Source organism: Winogradskyella sediminis, assembly GCF_003387355.1.
Classification (GTDB): domain Bacteria; phylum Bacteroidota; class Bacteroidia; order Flavobacteriales; family Flavobacteriaceae; genus Winogradskyella; species Winogradskyella sediminis.
In genome coordinates, this window is sequence record NZ_QUNH01000003.1 from 214,561 (window position 1) to 232,114 (window position 17,554).

Below are 17,554 nucleotides of genomic sequence, written 5' to 3' on the forward strand. Positions count from 1 at the left end.
TGTTATAAGTTTAAATAAAAGTATGGATTACTTTTTAGAATCCAACACTTCATATGTTGAATTGTTTGAGATATATTCTGGAATTAATAGCTTAATTGAAGAAACAATTTCTAATGGTTGCGTTAAAGAGTTTATATCGGTAAGTTTATTAATTTGTTTCTCCACATTAATAATATCAACATGTCTAGATTTTGCAATCATAATCTTTTCATGATAGGTTTTTTTAGTGTTTTCACCATCGGCTAAAAGTTCTTCATAGATCTTTTCACCTGGTCTGAGTCCTGTAATTTTAATATCAATATCTTCAGGATATCTTAAGCCTGATAAAATAATCATGTTTGTAGCTAAGTTGAAAATTTTAATAGGCTCTCCCATATCAAAAACAAAAATTTCGCCTCCATTACCCATAGCTGCAGCTTCTAGAACTAATTGACATGCTTCAGGTATCGTCATAAAATAGCGCGTAATATCTTTATGAGTGACGGTTAGTGGCCCTCCTTTTTCTATCTGCTTTTTAAATAGCGGAATCACAGAACCGTTAGATCCTAAGACATTTCCAAATCTGGTGGTAATAAACCTTGTATGTCCTTTACCTTTTAGACACGACACGTATAATTCAGCAATACGTTTTGTGGCTCCCATAACATTGGTTGGGTTAACGGCTTTGTCTGTAGAAATTAATACAAATTTATCAACACTATGTTTAACAGCGATATCTGCAACATTTTTAGTGCCTCCGATATTAACGCTTACTGCTTCAAATGGATTATTTTCCATTAAAGGCACGTGTTTATAAGCTGCTGCGTGGAATATAATTTTGGGTTTGTGTTGGTAAAATATTTGGTCAATTCTGGTTTTATTTCGCACGTCGGCCACAATAGCTTCAATATGCTCTAGACCATTTTGTCTAAATTCTTGTTGAATGTCGTAAAGTGCTGACTCAGCATTATCAACTAAAATTAATTTCTTATAGTTATAGAGGCTTATTTTTCTACATATTTCGCTTCCAATTGAGCCAGCTGCTCCTGTAATAAGAATAACTTTATTGTCGTATTGTTCCTCTAAATCTGGGTTTTTAATATTTATAGGGTCTCTTCCTAAAAGATCTTCAATTTTAACTTCTTTTATCTGCCCGACGCTTAAGTCTCCATCAATCCAACTTTGTACAGGTGGTACGATTTTTACTTTAAGTCCTAGTGAAAAAAGGCTACCAGTAATTTGAAGTAACCTAGTAGGATCTATATTTTGAATAGAAATTATAACATCTTCAATCTTATTGTGTTTAATAAATTTTTCATTTATTGAATCTAGGTTATATACTTTTACAAGGTTTATTTTTTTTCCAATTTTACGTTCGTCATCATCAATAAAACCTACAACTTCGAAACCGTTTTTAGTATCGTTTTGAATAGCATCGTACGTTAGCATTCCAGAGTTTCCTGCTCCAAAAATTAATACATTAGAAGTAGATTGAAAGTCTCGTGTGATGTGATTATATACAGATTTTATAAACAGTTTAGCTCCAATGAGAAACAATATGTTTAACAACAAATGAATATAGATAATAGATCCGGAAATATTAAATAGGCTAGAAGTACCTAATGTTTTTCTGCTTAAAAAGGTACAGATAATTAAAATAGTAGCCAAAATATTAGCACCAATAATAACATTAATAATGTCCTTAAACCCTGTAAATCTTACGACTCCTTTGTATGATCCAACAGCAATAAAACTTATCGCAGCAATAATTGCCACGTATGGTACTTGATTGAGTAGATTGATAAAATCAAAATCAATTTGAAAATTAAAACGAATAAGATATGCCAAGAAGAATGCAGCAATAACTATGACAACGTCAAATAATAGAACAAGCCATTTTGAAGCATATTTTTCAGATATCCTATTTAGTATCTTAACTATCATGTTACAAAATACGCATTTATTGCAGAAATAATTCTATCTAATTCATTTTTAGTTAAATTAGATCCGCTAGGTAAACATAATCCTCTATTAAAAAGTTCATCAGATACACCATTTGTATAACTAGGATATTCTTTAAAAACGGGCTGCTGGTGCATTGGTTTCCACAAAGGTCTAGATTCAATGTTTTCTTTTTCTAAGGCTAGTCTTAAGCCTTCACGAGTTTCTTTAGAGTCTAAAAGGATACACGATAGCCATCGATTAGAGAAATACCCTTTTGGTTCTTGAAGAAAGGTGATTTTCTCGTTATTCTTAAGAGACTCGACATAGAATTTATAATTAGAACGACGTTTTGCAACATGATTATCTAATATTGTCATTTGTCCTCGACCTATACCTGCCACTATATTAGACATTCGATAGTTATATCCAATTTCCGAGTGTAGGTAATGCGGTGCGCTATCTCTGGCTTGTGTTGCTAAGAATACAGCTTTTTCTTTAAGTTTAAGTGTTTTAGTAATTAAAGCACCTCCTCCAGAGGTTGTTATAATTTTATTGCCGTTAAATGATAAGATGGAGAAGTCCCCAAACGTACCGCAGTTTTTATTTTTATATTGGCTTCCAAGTGACTCTGCGCTATCTTCGACCACAGGAATATTGTATTTTACTGCAATTTTGTTAATCTCATCTACCTTATAAGGCATACCGTATAAATGTACTGCAATAATAGCTTTAGGTGTCTTTCCTTTAGCGATTCTGTCTTTAATAGCAATTTCAAGTTGCACAGGACACATGTTCCAAGTGTCCTTTTCGCTATCTATAAAAATAGGTGAAGCTCCTTGATAAACTATAGGGTTGGCAGATGCTGAAAATGTTTTACTCTGACAAATGACTTCGTCACCTTGACTAACACCCAATAAGATTAAGCTTAAATGCAATGCGGAAGTTCCAGAAGCTAATGCAGCAACATGTCGGTCCTCGTTAAGGTAAGTTTGAATGTCGTTTTCAAAGCCATTGACATTTGGACCTAGTGGAGCGACCCAATTTGTGTCGAATGCTTCTGTTATGTATTTAAGTTCATTACCACTCATATGTGGTGATGATAGCCATATTTTAGGGTTCATAAGTAAAATTGTTAAGTAATTAATTAGGGATTACTATTCAATTTCATGTCATTTAGAGGGATTTGGGACACAATTTAAATTATATGATAAATATCTGTTATTATGTTGAAACCCATAGAATAAAACGATAAAAAGCAGATATTTACGTTTTGAATAGTCACCATTAGTTGAAAGGTTCTTTTTTTCTTTATTAATGAGGACGGATAATTGTAACTAATTTAAAATGATTTGATTTCGTTATATTTTGAAGTTTATAGACAATGTAATTTTTTCGACCTAAATTATTGACTTTATAACGTAACAATATAAAGGGTTCTGTTAACAATATTATATTTAGGCATATTTATTAAAGTAATATCATATTGAACATAGACTTGTGAATTATGGAAAATACAATGAACTTTAAGGATTTAATGCCTTTTTATAAAGAACTGAAGCCTAGATCATACTCATATAGGTTTACAGTGTTTACACCTGTTTTTAATTGTGAAAAGTCCATTCTTAAAGTACACGAATCACTGTTAAACCAAACCTTTAAGGATTTTGAATGGTTGGTGATTAATGATGCATCGACAGATAAATCACATGAGGTGATTACCAAGTTAGTGGCTTCTTCACCGCTTAAAGTTAGGTATATTAATAACCTAGAGAATAAACATAAAATGAGTTGTTTTCTTCAAGCTATAGCATTGGCTGAGGGTGAATTTTTACTTCCGTTTGATGGGGACGATGAATGCTATCCACACGCTCTTGAAGTATTTAATAATGAGTACGAGGGTATTTCAGAGAATTTAAAGCCTAAAGTAGGAGCTGTAACGGTGTTGTGTAATGACCAATACGGTAATCTAATAGGTGAACCTTTTCCAGAAAACCCTTTATATTGTCACACCTTTGAAGCGAAATTGAATAAGCAAATTATTGGAGAAAAATGGGGCTTTACAAAAACGGATATATTAAAAGATATTGTGGTTAATCCAGATATACTAGGACGCGGATATATTTTTGAAAGTATAATATGGAATACAGTCGCAAGAAGTGGTTTTTTAACGAAGTGTGTCAACCAAAAGCTTCGTATTTATAATGTCGGAGTTGAGGGGTCAATAATGAACACAGCGATGACATCTAAGAATGCTTTTGGTCCAGTTTTAAATGGCTTATCGGAACTCAATTGGTTTTTTAAAGACTATTTTTTTAAATCGCCAATATACTTTTTAAAAACATTGTATATCACTCTTCGGTCTTCTACGTTGCTTAATTACCCGTTGAAGGCTTATTTAAAGGCAGTTGATTCGTTTATTTTAAAGATTTTGATTGTAGTGGTTTGGCCCTTTAGAGGGTTTATGAAGTAAATTTCTACTCAAAAGGTTTGTTTAATAACCATGAATATGAGGAGAATATTTAATCGTAGATAATACATATTAAAATAAGAAATAAAAAGTGTCTCATCACTTTAATGCAAAATTATGCAGAAAGAATGTGTGATTATTTATTTGTGCAATTATATTGTTATTAGTGCTTTAAGGTGTCTTGTTTAATTTTGAACTTTATTGAAATGGGTTCGTGGTCTGATAAGTTGACATCGTAATTATAATGATTTATAACATTTATATTACCGCTACTAAGAAAATAATCTAATCGTAATGGATAATATAGACGGGAGTAAGTTTCACCAAAACCATTTCCAGAGCTCAAGTATGAGTCTTTAAAGTTTTTTTTCAAAATTCTATAAGTTTGACTATATGGAGTTGCGTTAAAGTCTCCACAAATTATAACATTATTATTCGTTTTATTGGCATGATGCTTTATAAGTTTGGCTTGTTCTACTTGTTTTTTGATTTTAGAATTTAAGCTTTTCCAATATGAAAAATCACTGTATTTCTGAGTAAGAATATATGGTGAAATAACGTAAGACTGTAGATGAGCGTTGTACACTCTTAGCGTGTCTTCATTTATTTTTATATCAGCATATATGGCATTATTCTTTGAGTTAGGGAAGTCTATAAAGCCCTTATTAATTATTGGATACTTTGAGTATATGGTAAGTAAAGATTTATCAATGTGTGCTCTATATCCTAAGAAGTGATATGGATAGCCTTGAACATTCCTGCTATCTTTATATGAGGACTCTTGGAAAACTACAATATCTGCGCCTAAGGAGTCAATGAATTTTATAATTTCAGTTGAAGCATTTTTATTTTTACTAATATATTGCTGAAATGCTCTTACATTATAAGAAAGAATACTAACGGTATTATTGTCTTTGTCTTTAGGTGTATAAGATACTTGAAAAAAGAAAGTGAAACAAAATAAATAGAGTAATGTTCCGGTAATGTAAAAGTATTTTTTTTTAAATAATCCGTAAATAGCTAGAAGTGTATTACACAAAAATAGAAGCGGCATAATAACGCTAAAAAAAACGGACAAGATGCCTAAATTGATATAAGAACTTATCACTCCAATAAATATTGCGAACGTAAAACCAATAGAAATTTTGTCTATGATGTCGAATTTTAATTTCATTTCAATAATTAACAACTTATAGATTGTATGCTCATGTTTTCACCTTGATTTTAGGAGTAAACATAATGATTTTTTAATAATTGAAGATACGCGCTGATATGGTATATTTGTATTTTACAACCTAATACTGGGTTTTATGTTGTTTCAATAAAAGGTATTGTTTTAACAATGCTATATTTATAAACTTTTAAGTTGTAATTGCTTAAAGTAAAACTAAATTAGAAGCATGAATATATTAATAACTTCTGCAGGAAGAAGAGTCTCTCTTGTAAGATCCTTTCAAAAAGAGTTAAAAACTATTTTCCCACATGGTAAAGTGTTTGCTGCAGACGCTAGTCCTATATTGTCAGCAGCTTGTCAAATTGCAGATGGTTTTTTTAAAGTAGCGCGGTTAGATGATCCTAATTATATTGAAGATTTAATTGGATTTTGTAAACTTCACGATATTAAGTTGGTTATACCAACAATTGACACAGAACTTCTTGAACTCGCTAAAAACAAAGAAATTTTTACACAAGAAGGTATTGAAGTTGTTATTTCATCGACTGATTTTGTGTCTAAATGTAGAAATAAACGTGTAATTCATGAGTTTTTTATAGAACATAACGTAAATGTAGCTAAGGAATACGCTAAAGATAATTATGAATTACCACTTTTTATTAAGCCTATAGATGGGAGTAGAAGTGTGGATACTTATATTATTAAAGCTGAAGAAGAGCTAATAGACTATCATTTTACTAATGATAAATTAATGTTTTTAGAATATTTAGATCATGATGATTTTGATGAATTTACATGTGATTTATATTTTAGTAAGGATCATAATTTGAGGTGTGTAGTGCCTCGTAAACGATTAGAAGTGAGAGATGGTGAAGTGTATAAAGCTTTGACTTCTAATAATGTATTGGTGTCTTATTTAAAGAAAAACTTAAAGTATATTACAGGAGCTGTTGGCTGCCTAACCGCTCAGTTTTTTGTTCACAAAAATAATTCTGAAAAAATTTATGCTATAGAAATTAACCCAAGATTTGGAGGAGGATATCCGTTGTCATATCTATCTGGGGCTAATTTTTCTAAATGGATTATTGAAGAGTATCTTCTCAAAAATACAATAGGAGATCAATTTGAGAGTTGGGAAAGTGATTTATTAATGATTCGTTATGATGATGAAGTTTTAGTGCATGGATATAAAGGTTGATACACATACGGTAGTTGTCTTTGACTTAGATGATACTTTATATAACGAATTAGATTTTTTAAAATCCGCATACAGATCAATAGCTAAGTTTTTAGACTTAGACAACTGGAAACCATTGTATTCAAAGATGTTTTCGTTGTATCGCTGTAAAATAAATGTGTTTAAAACTCTTGCAGAATCGCATAATATTGAGTTAAGCGTATTAGTGGACTTGTATAGAAATCATCAGCCAGAAATTGAGTTGTTTGAAGGAGTTCTTGATATTTTTGAAGCAATAAAGTCTAAAGGTGGTAACATAGCGATAATTACCGATGGTAGATCAAAAACGCAAAGGGCTAAATTAAAGAGTTTAGGTATTTTAAATGATTTAGATTTCATTGTTATTTCTGAAGAAATTGGTACAGAAAAACCCGATTTAGCTAATTTTAAGGCTATTGAACAAGCATTTTCAGGAGTGCAATATTACTACATCGCAGATAATCTAAAGAAGGATTTTGTTGCTCCTAACACTTTAGGATGGAAAAGCGTAGCACTCATTGATAATGGCAAAAATATCCATTTTGAATCTCATAAATTTTCGAATGTAGAATGTGCACCGAACGATTATATTCTAGATTTTAAAGATATTAAGATTCTGTAGAGCCTTTAAATTCAGGCATATCTATATTATCTGAATTGTTTATATCCTTTCTATTAATCACCTTGTCAATAGTTTTCAGTATAATTTTTAAATCTAAGGCAAACGACTGATGATCTACATAGTAGACATCATATTCAAATTTTTGTTCCCAACTTATGGCATTTCTTCCATTGACTTGAGCCCAACCCGTGATTCCTGGTAGTACCTCATGTCTTCTATTTTGAGTTTTACTATACCGTTCTAAATATTCTGGTAATAAGGGTCTTGGGCCAATTAAACTCATGTCTCCTTTTATGATATTGATAAGTTGAGGCAATTCATCTAGCGATAATTTTCTGCAAATACTTCCAACCTTAGTAACGCGTTCCATGGCAGGTAAGAGGTTGCCTTCGTTGTCGGTTTTATCGGTCATAGTTTTAAACTTAATAATTGTAAAGAGCTTTCCGTTTTTTCCAGCACGTAGTTGGTAGAAAAAAGGTTTTCCATTATTTAGTATTAAAAGACTTATAACAAGAAATATAAACAAAGGAGAAATCATTAAAAGTCCGATGAATGCCGCTAAAAAATCGAAAATACGTTTGATGAGTGTCTTATAAATATTCATAATGTGTTATGATTTAAAAGCTGCTTTTATCAATTGTAACAAATCGTTGTTTATTATGGTAACGTCAAATCGTTCCTCGGCATACGTTCTGCTATTCCTACCCATTTCCTTGATTTTTTCTGGATGTGTAATAAAAAATTCCATCGGTTTAATTAAGGCTTCTAAATTTTGAGGCTGAATTAAAAATCCGTTAACTCCTTCTTTTACAGATTCTCTACAGCCTACTGAGTCCGTTGTGATAATAGGGTTTCCACAAGCACACGCTTCTAAGGTCGTTCTTGGTAAACCTTCTCTATAGTAGCTTGGTAATACAAAAATATCATTATTATGAAGGTGTTCAGAGATATTGCTTTGTTCACCATGAAATACGATAATACCATCTTTGTGCAGTGTATTTAGTTCGTCTACGCTAATTGCGGAAGGAGACGTTTCGGGTGAACCAATTAAATGAAATTCTGTTTTAGGATATTTAGCTTTTAATATTTTAGCTGCATCCATGTAAAATGCTATACCTTTTTCTTTTATTAGCCTTGCGACTAATAGAAAGCTAACATGCTCTGACGGTTGTTTTTCCTTAAAACTAAATCGATTAAGATTAACGCCAGAGCCACTTACAAACGCCACTTTTTGATTCTTAGATATAATTTTTCTATCTAAAAATAATTGGTAGTCATCTTTGTTTTGGAAGACAATAACTTTATTTTTTCGAATAGAAAGCTTGTATAAGGTTTCATTGAATCGTTGTAATAATCGAGCTTTCGTAGATAAACCAGTAAAAGCGTATCCTAAACCTGTGATTAAAGAAATAACAGGGACATTACATTGATTAGCCGCAATTGAGCCATAAATAACGGGTTTCACGGTATAAGGAAATACCAGATCTATATGGTGCTTTTTAATAAGAGCTTTTAGTTCCTTTATAGATTGAAGATCTTTGATAGGGTTAAGGCCTGTTCTATTTAAATTGAATTCGACAGGAATTGCACCTAATTCTTTTAGTTTAGTTTGTATATCAACTGGATGCTCTGGTGCAGCTGCAAAAACTTGAAACCCTTGGTCTACCATACTTTTAATAAAGTCTCCTCTAAAATTTATTAAAGAACCCGATAGAGATGCTATAAGTAATATTCTTTTTTTATCCATCTTTAACTAGGCTTGTTTTAAGAAATTAAATTTGTACCATTTCTGGAAACAGTAATAAGACCAAACTCTAAACGTGCTATCTTTTTTGCTTTCTAAATGATCTGTAACTAATTTAGTGATCACGTCAGCATTAAATATACCTTGAGATTTTAATAACTGTGGTTCAATATAACTTTCTAATTCTTTTCTAAGGCTTTGTCTTAACCAATCTCCTGTAGGACTACCAAATCCACTTTTACCTTTTTCAAGAAAATCTTTTGGGAACTGATCTCTAAAAGCTTCTTTTAAAATGTGTTTTTTATTCCAGCCTTTCATTAAATAGTGTTCTGGCAAGGTATTTGTAAATTCCCACAATTTTTTGTTTAAAAAAGGAGCTCTACATTCTAAAGAAGTTAACATGCTTGTTCTATCGACTTTAGCTAACATACCACCTTCTAAACTCAGTATTTTGTCAACAAGCCTAAAATCGGTTAAGGTTTCAATTTTTTGTTTTCCTAAGACTGCTTTGTATTCTTTAAAAATATTGGATTCAAAATAATCTGGAGACATAATTTCCTCTAATTGCTTACTTGTATTCGCTAAAGAAACTATATTCCAATAGAACTCGCCGTCATAGTCAATAGAGTTTAAGAGTTTATTAATTTGAAATTTTCTACCACGCGTATCATCCTTATTAATGAGGTATTTGTTACTTAAACCTGCAATAGATTTATGAAGTCCTTTTGGAATAACACTAGTGTATTTTTTATTCATTTTACCAATGTAATACTTATTGTAGCCACCAAATACTTCATCACCACCATCACCAGTTAGGGCAACAGTAACATGTTCTCTTGTTTTTTCAGACAATAGGTGAGTAGGCAGAGCAGCGGTATCAGAGAAAGGTTCATCAAAATTTATTAAAATTTCATGAATGTTATTTTTAAGATCATTCTCATCGATTATAAATTCGTGATGATTACTTTTTAATTGTTTGGCTACTATTCTCGATTTATCAGTCTCATCATAGGATGCTTTTTTAAATCCGATAGAAAACGTATCAATTTTTTTATCTGTGGTTTGCGCCAAACACAACGAAATAATAGAGGAATCTACACCACCAGATAAAAATGTACCTAAACCAACATCTGCTATAGATCTGCTATCTACACTTTTATATACGAGGTCTTTAGTTTTGGCTTTAGCATCCTCGAAAGAAATGTTAGACGCTTTAGGTTTAGGTTCAGCGTTTATTTTATGAATTGTAGTATCATGCGACGTTAAATCATATGCGATATAATGATTAGCTTCAAGTTTAAAAATATTCTCGTAAATGGTGTGTGGTGCTGGGATATACGTTAGTCTAAAATAAAGATTCAAGCCTTTTTTTGAAATGTTAGGTCTGAAGTCTAATGTATTAATTATAGATTTTAATTCTGACGCCCAAATAAATTCCTTGTCAGTATGCGTGTAATACAATGGTTTTTCTCCAAAGAAATCGCGTGCAATAAATAGTTTGTTAAGATTTTTATCATAGATGCTAAAACCGTACATGCCATCTAGCCATTGAAAGGATTCTACTCCGTATTTTTCATAGGCTTTTAAGATGACTTCGGTATCACTAGATGTTTCAAAAGTAACGCCTTCGGATTCTAATTTCGATTTTAAGACTTTGTAATTATAGATTTCGCCATTGAATACAATAACAATTTGTTGATCATCTGAAAAGATAGGTTGTTGACCTGATGATAAATCAATAATAGACAACCTACGCATTGCCATACCAACTGTGAATTGGTCGTTTTCTTCAGAAAATACGCCGTCTTCATCCGGTCCTCTATGAATAATGAGGTCATTCATGGAGTTAAGGATGGAGGTGATATCGTCTTTTTTTCTGTTCGTTTTGGCAATTATGCCGTTAATTCCACACATATTTAAAATGTTTATTTGGTATGCTTAGGTTGTGGTTTTGATTAAGTCTATGTATTCTTTTAAAATTTTATCTTTTTTGAAATCCTTAACTCGACTTATATTATTTTGTTTACAATGCAATGTATAATCTGGGTGATCTACAAAATATTTAATGCCCTTAGTCATTAATGCTATATTTTTAATTGGGACTAAAATGCCATAATCTGTAATCATTAAATCTTCTTTAAAAGTTTCTAATTTCATAATTTCACTAGGGCCAGATTGACAATTGGTTGTTAAAATAGGTAGTTCGCATGCCATTGCTTCAAGTATAACATTAGGGAAACCTTCGTGGTTGGATCCAAATATAAATAAATTTGCGGCTTTTAGGTATTGATAAGGGTTTGGGTCAAAGCCCATTAGAATAATTTGGTTAGTAAGTTTTAGTTGCGCAATGAGTTGTTCTAACTCAAGTAGCATATCGCCAACTCCAAAAATGTATAAACGTATTAAAGGATTTTGTAATTGATGTACTGCTTTAATTAATAATTCGTGATTTTTTCCTTTGTCTAATCGACCGACTGTAATCATATTAAATAAAGTAGTGTCAAAAAAAGATGTTTTTGTATTTATAGCCCTAATTTTTTCTAAATCTATAGGGTTATGAATGACTTTTAATTTTTCCTTAGGTACTTCGAAATTGTCTAATAAATCTTTAGCATTTTCAAATGAATTTGAAATAACTAAATCAGATTTCTTATATAGAGATTTTATAAGGGTTTTATTAAAAGTAGATTGAAAGCCTTTGTAACTATATTGAAGGCTAGGAAAAGCCCTTTCGTTGGTGATAACTTTAAAATTATAGAATGATAATTTACGAGCCAGAATATTAATAAATGAAGGTCTTGTTAAGAAACTTAAACTATGTGTTAGTTTTAATTTTTTGACAAGTCTTGAGTATTTATACGCTAAAATAGGGATTTTTATGGCTTTCATAATGCCGTTTTCATTCCCTTGAGATTTTTCTATGAAATGAATTTTGAGGCCTACAGGTAGTTCAAATTCTATATTAGTATTCATTAATATCAATTCTACATCAATATTATTTTTAAAACAATATGAAGTTAAGTGAGATACTACACGTTCTGCACCACCTCCTGACAATGAGTATATAAGAATGCCTAATTTCACCTTTTACTAAATCTTTGGTCGTAAACGTTTGTAAATAAATCTTCGTATTTTGATAAAATAGTTTCACGACTATATCTATCACTTACTGTAGCACTAACAGCTTTTGCATTAAATATGAAATTAGAGTTGATATTTTCTAACTCTGAAACAAATTCACCGACATTAGATACTATTTTACCATTTACATCTGGATAAATTATTTCATTAATTCCGCCTGGTGCATCAATGGCTAGCACAGGTGTACCAACCATACAGCTTTCTATAATAGAGTTAGGAAATCCTTCTGTGTATGAGGCTTGTAAATATAAATCACTTTCGGCTAAATATTTTTCAACTTCTTTAGTGAAAGGGATATGAGATATTTTCTCTTTTAAATTATAGAGGTGAATTAATTTAAAAATATCGTCATAAAGTACTCCTTTTCCAATTAGAGTGTAGTGGAAGTCAAAGTTGACTTGTGATAAAGCTTCTAGTATTCTGTGGTGGCCTTTTTCCAAGTCAAATCTGGCGACAGTAATAAATCGTATAGGCTCATTCTTACTTTTTTGATTTTTAACTTTAAAATTATCTGTAATGGGATTGTTAATTACAACGAGCTTATTTTTTTTAATATTAAAGTTTTTATGAAAGTCATCTAGCATATCTTGAGATTGACAAATCACTTTATTGAAAAAATTGAACCGCTTTTCTGAGATAAAATCAAAAGGAGAAGATTTACCTTGGTTTTCGTAGTTGGCTAAGACACTTAAAACATTAACCTCTCTTGCAATAAAAATGGTTTTGGGAAAGATTAAGGAAAAATAAGCTGTAACCGTGTTTAAGTGACCAATGGCGCTAACTAAGATGTCTGGTTTGTGATTTTGAATGTATTTAAATAATGCTACAACACCTTTAGATACTCTTGGTTTTTCTAAAAATACAACATCAATGTTTTTAATATCATATGAGGCATCTTTTGAGTAACCCACAATAAGTAGTGTTGATTTAAATTTTCTAGAATCAATGTTTTGAGCGATATATGACATAACGCGCTCAGCACCACCAGGTAATAAATTGGGAAGAGCAAATGTGATATTTATCTTATCTGATTTCATAACCTTTGTTGTTTTTTAACCATTGCTTTAGCACTAATAATTTCCAAATTAAATCATAGTTATTAGCGCTTCCATTCATATGTTTGGTTATACGATTAGTAACGTCACTCACATTAATGCCAGGTATTTCTTGTAGGCCTTCTTTACTAAGCTCAGTCAGTACGTAATCTTTTAAATCGGTTCTAAACCAATTTTCAAAAGGAATGGCAAAACCAGCCTTAGGTCGATCAAAATACTGTTTTGGTACAAATTGGTATAAAACATCTTTTAGAATTCTCTTTTGATTGTTTCGTTTAAATTTGAATTCTGTTGGTAAAGAACGTGCAAACTCTACAATTCTATAATCCATTAATGGTGCTCTGGCTTCTAGAGAATAAGCCATTGAAGCTCTGTCTACTTTTGTGTTTATGTCCCAATTTAAATAAGTCTTTAGATCAAAATCAGATACTCTTTCTAATAAGTTTTTGTTTTTATTTATAAGATATTTGAGTTCATTTACTTCAATAAGACTTTTATTGTCTTCGCGAGTAGAAAGGCTATAATCTGTCATTGAATCTATATATATGGATTCAATGGATCTAAAAGCCATGTATTCTGAAATTATTTTTAATCTATAATGAGGAGCAAGTGCTGTTAACTTAGATAATATGAGTCTAACAGGATAGGGTATATGCATAAACATTGCCCCTTGATTAATCCAATTGTAACGATGATAACCAGAAAAACTTTCGTCACCTGCATCTCCTGAAATTGCAACCGTAACCTGTTTTTTAGTGTGTTTAGCTAATAACATTGAAGGAATTGCGGAAGAATCAGCAAAAGGTTCATCATAATAATGATGGAAGTTATCAATTAAGTCTAGGCCTTCATTATAATTACATTCTATAATATTATGTTCTGTCTGTAAGTGGTTAGCAACTTTTGCAGCATATACACTTTCATCAAAACCTTTGTCATTAAACTTTACCGAGAATGTTTTTATTTTTCCTTCGTAGGTGTTTGCTGCCATAGCAGCAACGATTGAAGAGTCTACGCCACCTGAAAGAAAGACTCCAACGGGTACGTCGGCAAACATCCTAATTTTAACCGCATTAGACAGTAGTTTTTTGAGTTCTGTTTGGGCCTCATTGTAACTTCCAGTAAACTTGTTTTTATTAGTAGTGTCAATGTCCCAATATCGCTTTGACTTAAAATCGCCTGTTTTTAAATCATATATAAACGAATAGCCTGGTAATAGTTTATGTATTTTATTAAAAATAGATAAGGGGTCTGGTATAGTGCCCCAAGTTAAATAGGTGTGTATAGCATGTTCAGAAATACTTAAATCGTTATTGTATAACTGAATTGATGATACTTGACTAGCAAATTCAAAATCTTTGCCATTATGGTAATAATAAAAAGGTTTTTGACCAAGTCTGTCTCGAGCACCAAAAAATTGATGTTTTATTTTGTCGTAAATCACAAAGGCAAACATGCCATTAAAATGATTAACACAGTCCTCTCCATATTCTAAATATGCAGCACATATAACTTCGGTATCGCTTGTTGTTTTAAAAGTATATCCCTTTTTATGAAGACTCTCTTTAATGTCTTTAAAATTATAAATTTCACCATTAAAAACGATTTCAATATGTTCTAAGTATGAGAGTGGCTGATTAGATCTAGCGTCTAAATCTATAATAGATAGCCTGTTGTGTCCAAGGGCAATCGCGTAATGATCTGATTTATAAAATTGACTTCCCATTTGGTCAGGACCTCTAAAAGCTGTGCGTTGTAGTTTATCTTTAACTTGAGATTCTGTATATAATATTGTACTTCCGTAAATTCCGCACATAATTTATTTCTTAATAATATTAAAGTTATTTAAAATCCCTTGATTATTACTGTTTAAGAGGTGATTGCTTATTTGTTCAGCAGCTCTTTTGTGTCCATAACAGGTCCAATGACTATCATAATCAAAAGTCCAAGAGTCATCATTACTAGAATCTAAAAGGATGGTGTTGAAACCTGCAGATTTACAAATCTCAATAAATGATTTTTTTGAGTTAGGATGAAATACTAATGTTTTGTTTATAGTGACGTAATTTTGTTTTACATAATCAATTAATTTAATGACTTCTGTTGTAAATTCTGGTTCTTTTACCTTAGAATTATCGTTTAATGTTTCTGGTTGAAATAAACTTCCTAATGAAAATCTATTATAGAAATAATACATTAACTTCCATGTGTATAATATTTTTTTTAAACCTGGGGATTTCATTTCACCATATTTAATGGTATTTGTTTCTATATCTAATTGAGTGATATCGCTCATAGGTTTTATTTGTGTTATACTCTCATAGAAATCGTCATCATCTAGATAAATTAAAGAATGAATTGGGTTTAATGAATCCATTTGTTTTGTTATTTCCATCGCTTCAATAAAGGATACTCCCGAACGACTCGCTTCCATAAAATTATAATCATTCATGTTACTTTTTAAGTAAGCAGATTGATGACATTCGTTAGGGTTCATAAAATTTTCAATAAATGAATCGCCAATTACCATGATAAGATTTTTATTGCTCTCTGGTAATACGCCAGGCCATCCCAATTTGTTAATTAACCATTTGTGATCACCTCCTTTCCAATAACCCTCTTGGTTAGGAATATATTTTTGAATGCCATGTTCGTCTATAGTTCTTTGCGGAATATCTGACATAGCATGTGTAACTCTTACCACGATTTCACCAATAATAATGGCAATAAGAAAGAACAGACTTATATTTATTAGTAATTTTCTCATAGTTAAAACTGAAAATATATAAATTGTTGTTCTTCACCTGTAAAACTAAACATCAATATAATAAGTAGAATATAAAAAGCCCAACGAATTGGTTTTTTCATAAAATCAATTTTTTCAATAGCATACTGTCCACTTCTTCCTAGCCATTCAGTAGCAATAAAAAATAATACTAAGGTTAATATTGTTGATGGCAATACTTCAATTTCAGAAAAGAGTGATGTATCAAACATATTATATAAGTAAGAAAAAGCGTGAGCAACTGAATCGGCTCTAAAAAACACCCATGCAATAAGTGTGATAAAGAACGTGAATGCCATTTGTCTTAGTTCTTTTAGGGTTGGGAAATATTTTCCTTCAGCAACTAAATTAGTATTGATTCTATTTTTTTTAGTTAGTAATAATGGTAAAAAGTAGAGTGCATTTAAGGCTCCCCAGATTATAAAGGTCCAGTTTGCTCCATGCCAAAAACCGCTAACAATAAAAATAATAAAGGTATTTCTAATCTTCATCTTTAGCCCACCTCTACTGCCTCCTAAAGGAATATAAAGATAATCTCTAAACCAAGTAGAAAGAGAAATATGCCAACGTCTCCAAAATTCTGCTATATCTCTAGAAAAATATGGAAAGGCAAAATTTCTTTTTAAATTAAAACCAAATAATCTAGAAACACCAATAGCAATATCTGAATACCCTGAAAAATCACCATAAATTTGAAAAGCAAAGAAAAAAGCACCAAGTAACAATGTACTACCATTGTATTCTGTGTGGTTATTAAAAATAATATTAGCATATTTTGCGCAATTATCAGCAATTACAATTTTTTTAAATAAACCCCAAAGTACTTGACGTAGACCATCTACTGCATTTTTGTAATTAAATTTTCGTTCAATAGAAAATTGAGGTAGGAGATTGGTTGCTCTTTCAATGGGTCCTGCAACTAATTGCGGGAAAAAGCTAACAAAAGCCATAAAACCAACAAAGTCTTTAGTTGGCTCTAGTTTTTTATTATAAACATCAATTGTGTAACTCAATGTTTGAAAAGTATAGAAGCTAATACCAACAGGTAATATAATATTTAATGTATTTATGCTCAATTCAGATCCGAAAAATGTAAATGAGTCTATTAAGCTATCAATAAAGAAATTATAATATTTAAAGAAGCCTAAGAAACCTAGGTTAACACATATGCTAATCCATAATAAAATTTTACGAGTCTTTAGTTTCTCTTTTTTGCCAAGTGCCAAACCTATGGAATAATCTACTAAAGTACTAAAGAGAATAAGAGATAGAAACCTCCAATCCCACCAACCATAAAATACATAGCTAGCAAGAGCTATTAATACGTTTTGTGATTTAATACGTTTACCACCAATTACCCAATATAGTCCGAAAACTATAGGAAGAAATATAAAGAACTCTAAAGAATTGAATAGCATGTTATCGCT

General features: G+C 31.1%; 14 protein-coding genes. 3 read left to right on the forward strand and 11 right to left on the reverse strand.

Annotation, left to right across the window (positions count from 1 at the left end; genetic code table 11):
* Positions 1-27: 27 nt before the first annotated feature.
* A complete protein-coding gene (locus tag C8N41_RS13700; protein ID WP_115839690.1) occupies positions 28-1,923 on the reverse strand; it encodes a polysaccharide biosynthesis protein in 1,896 nt (631 codons plus the stop codon).
* On the reverse strand, positions 1,920-3,044 hold the full coding sequence (locus C8N41_RS13705) for a DegT/DnrJ/EryC1/StrS family aminotransferase (protein ID WP_115839691.1): 1,125 nt from the start codon (positions 3,042-3,044) through the stop codon (positions 1,920-1,922). The genes C8N41_RS13700 and C8N41_RS13705 overlap by 4 nt, the downstream gene beginning before the upstream one ends.
* A gap of 383 nt (positions 3,045-3,427) precedes the next feature.
* Here C8N41_RS13705 and C8N41_RS13710 point away from each other — a divergent pair, with 383 nt between their 5' ends.
* Positions 3,428-4,393 (forward strand): glycosyltransferase family 2 protein, encoded by a 966-nt coding sequence (locus C8N41_RS13710; protein WP_115839692.1) that lies wholly within the window; start codon positions 3,428-3,430, stop codon positions 4,391-4,393.
* A 160-nt stretch (positions 4,394-4,553) separates the two neighbouring features.
* On the opposite strand, the gene C8N41_RS13715 is transcribed toward C8N41_RS13710, so the two are convergent.
* Complete coding sequence (locus C8N41_RS13715) at positions 4,554-5,564, reverse strand: endonuclease/exonuclease/phosphatase family protein (protein WP_115839693.1); 1,011 nt, start codon at positions 5,562-5,564, stop codon at positions 4,554-4,556.
* Positions 5,565-5,790: 226 nt separating this feature from the next.
* Here C8N41_RS13715 and C8N41_RS13720 point away from each other — a divergent pair, with 226 nt between their 5' ends.
* The gene (locus C8N41_RS13720) at positions 5,791-6,762 is read left to right on the forward strand and encodes an ATP-grasp domain-containing protein (RefSeq protein ID WP_115839694.1); all 972 of its coding nucleotides are present in this window, start codon (positions 5,791-5,793) and stop codon (positions 6,760-6,762) included.
* Entirely contained in the window at positions 6,746-7,402 is a 657-nt protein-coding gene (locus C8N41_RS13725) for an HAD family hydrolase (RefSeq protein ID WP_115839695.1), read from the forward strand. Before C8N41_RS13720 ends, C8N41_RS13725 begins: the two co-directional genes overlap by 17 nt.
* On the opposite strand, the gene C8N41_RS13730 is transcribed toward C8N41_RS13725, so the two are convergent.
* From C8N41_RS13730 to C8N41_RS13765, 8 genes are read right to left on the reverse strand one after another with little or no spacing between them, the layout of a single operon-like run.
* Positions 7,389-8,000, reverse strand: coding sequence for a sugar transferase (locus C8N41_RS13730; protein WP_092447681.1), 612 nt, complete (start codon positions 7,998-8,000; stop codon positions 7,389-7,391). The genes C8N41_RS13725 and C8N41_RS13730 overlap by 14 nt on opposite strands.
* A gap of 12 nt (positions 8,001-8,012) precedes the next feature.
* The gene (locus tag C8N41_RS13735; RefSeq protein WP_115839696.1) at positions 8,013-9,149 is read right to left on the reverse strand and encodes a glycosyltransferase family 4 protein; all 1,137 of its coding nucleotides are present in this window, start codon (positions 9,147-9,149) and stop codon (positions 8,013-8,015) included.
* Between the two features lie 6 nt (positions 9,150-9,155).
* Complete coding sequence (asnB, locus tag C8N41_RS13740) at positions 9,156-11,060, reverse strand: asparagine synthase (glutamine-hydrolyzing) (RefSeq protein WP_115839697.1); 1,905 nt, start codon at positions 11,058-11,060, stop codon at positions 9,156-9,158.
* Between the two features lie 24 nt (positions 11,061-11,084).
* The gene (locus C8N41_RS13745) at positions 11,085-12,230 is read right to left on the reverse strand and encodes a glycosyltransferase (protein WP_115839698.1); all 1,146 of its coding nucleotides are present in this window, start codon (positions 12,228-12,230) and stop codon (positions 11,085-11,087) included.
* A complete protein-coding gene (locus C8N41_RS13750; RefSeq protein WP_115839699.1) occupies positions 12,227-13,324 on the reverse strand; it encodes a glycosyltransferase in 1,098 nt (365 codons plus the stop codon). Before C8N41_RS13750 ends, C8N41_RS13745 begins: the two co-directional genes overlap by 4 nt.
* Entirely contained in the window at positions 13,311-15,158 is a 1,848-nt protein-coding gene (gene asnB / locus C8N41_RS13755) for an asparagine synthase (glutamine-hydrolyzing) (RefSeq protein ID WP_115839700.1), read from the reverse strand. Before asnB (C8N41_RS13755) ends, C8N41_RS13750 begins: the two co-directional genes overlap by 14 nt.
* Positions 15,159-15,161: 3 nt before the next feature.
* Positions 15,162-16,109, reverse strand: a complete 948-nt coding sequence (locus tag C8N41_RS13760) for a hypothetical protein (protein WP_115839701.1) — start codon at positions 16,107-16,109, stop codon at positions 15,162-15,164.
* A 2-nt stretch (positions 16,110-16,111) separates the two neighbouring features.
* Entirely contained in the window at positions 16,112-17,545 is a 1,434-nt protein-coding gene (locus C8N41_RS13765) for an MBOAT family O-acyltransferase (protein WP_115839702.1), read from the reverse strand.
* Positions 17,546-17,554 lie beyond the last annotated feature (9 nt).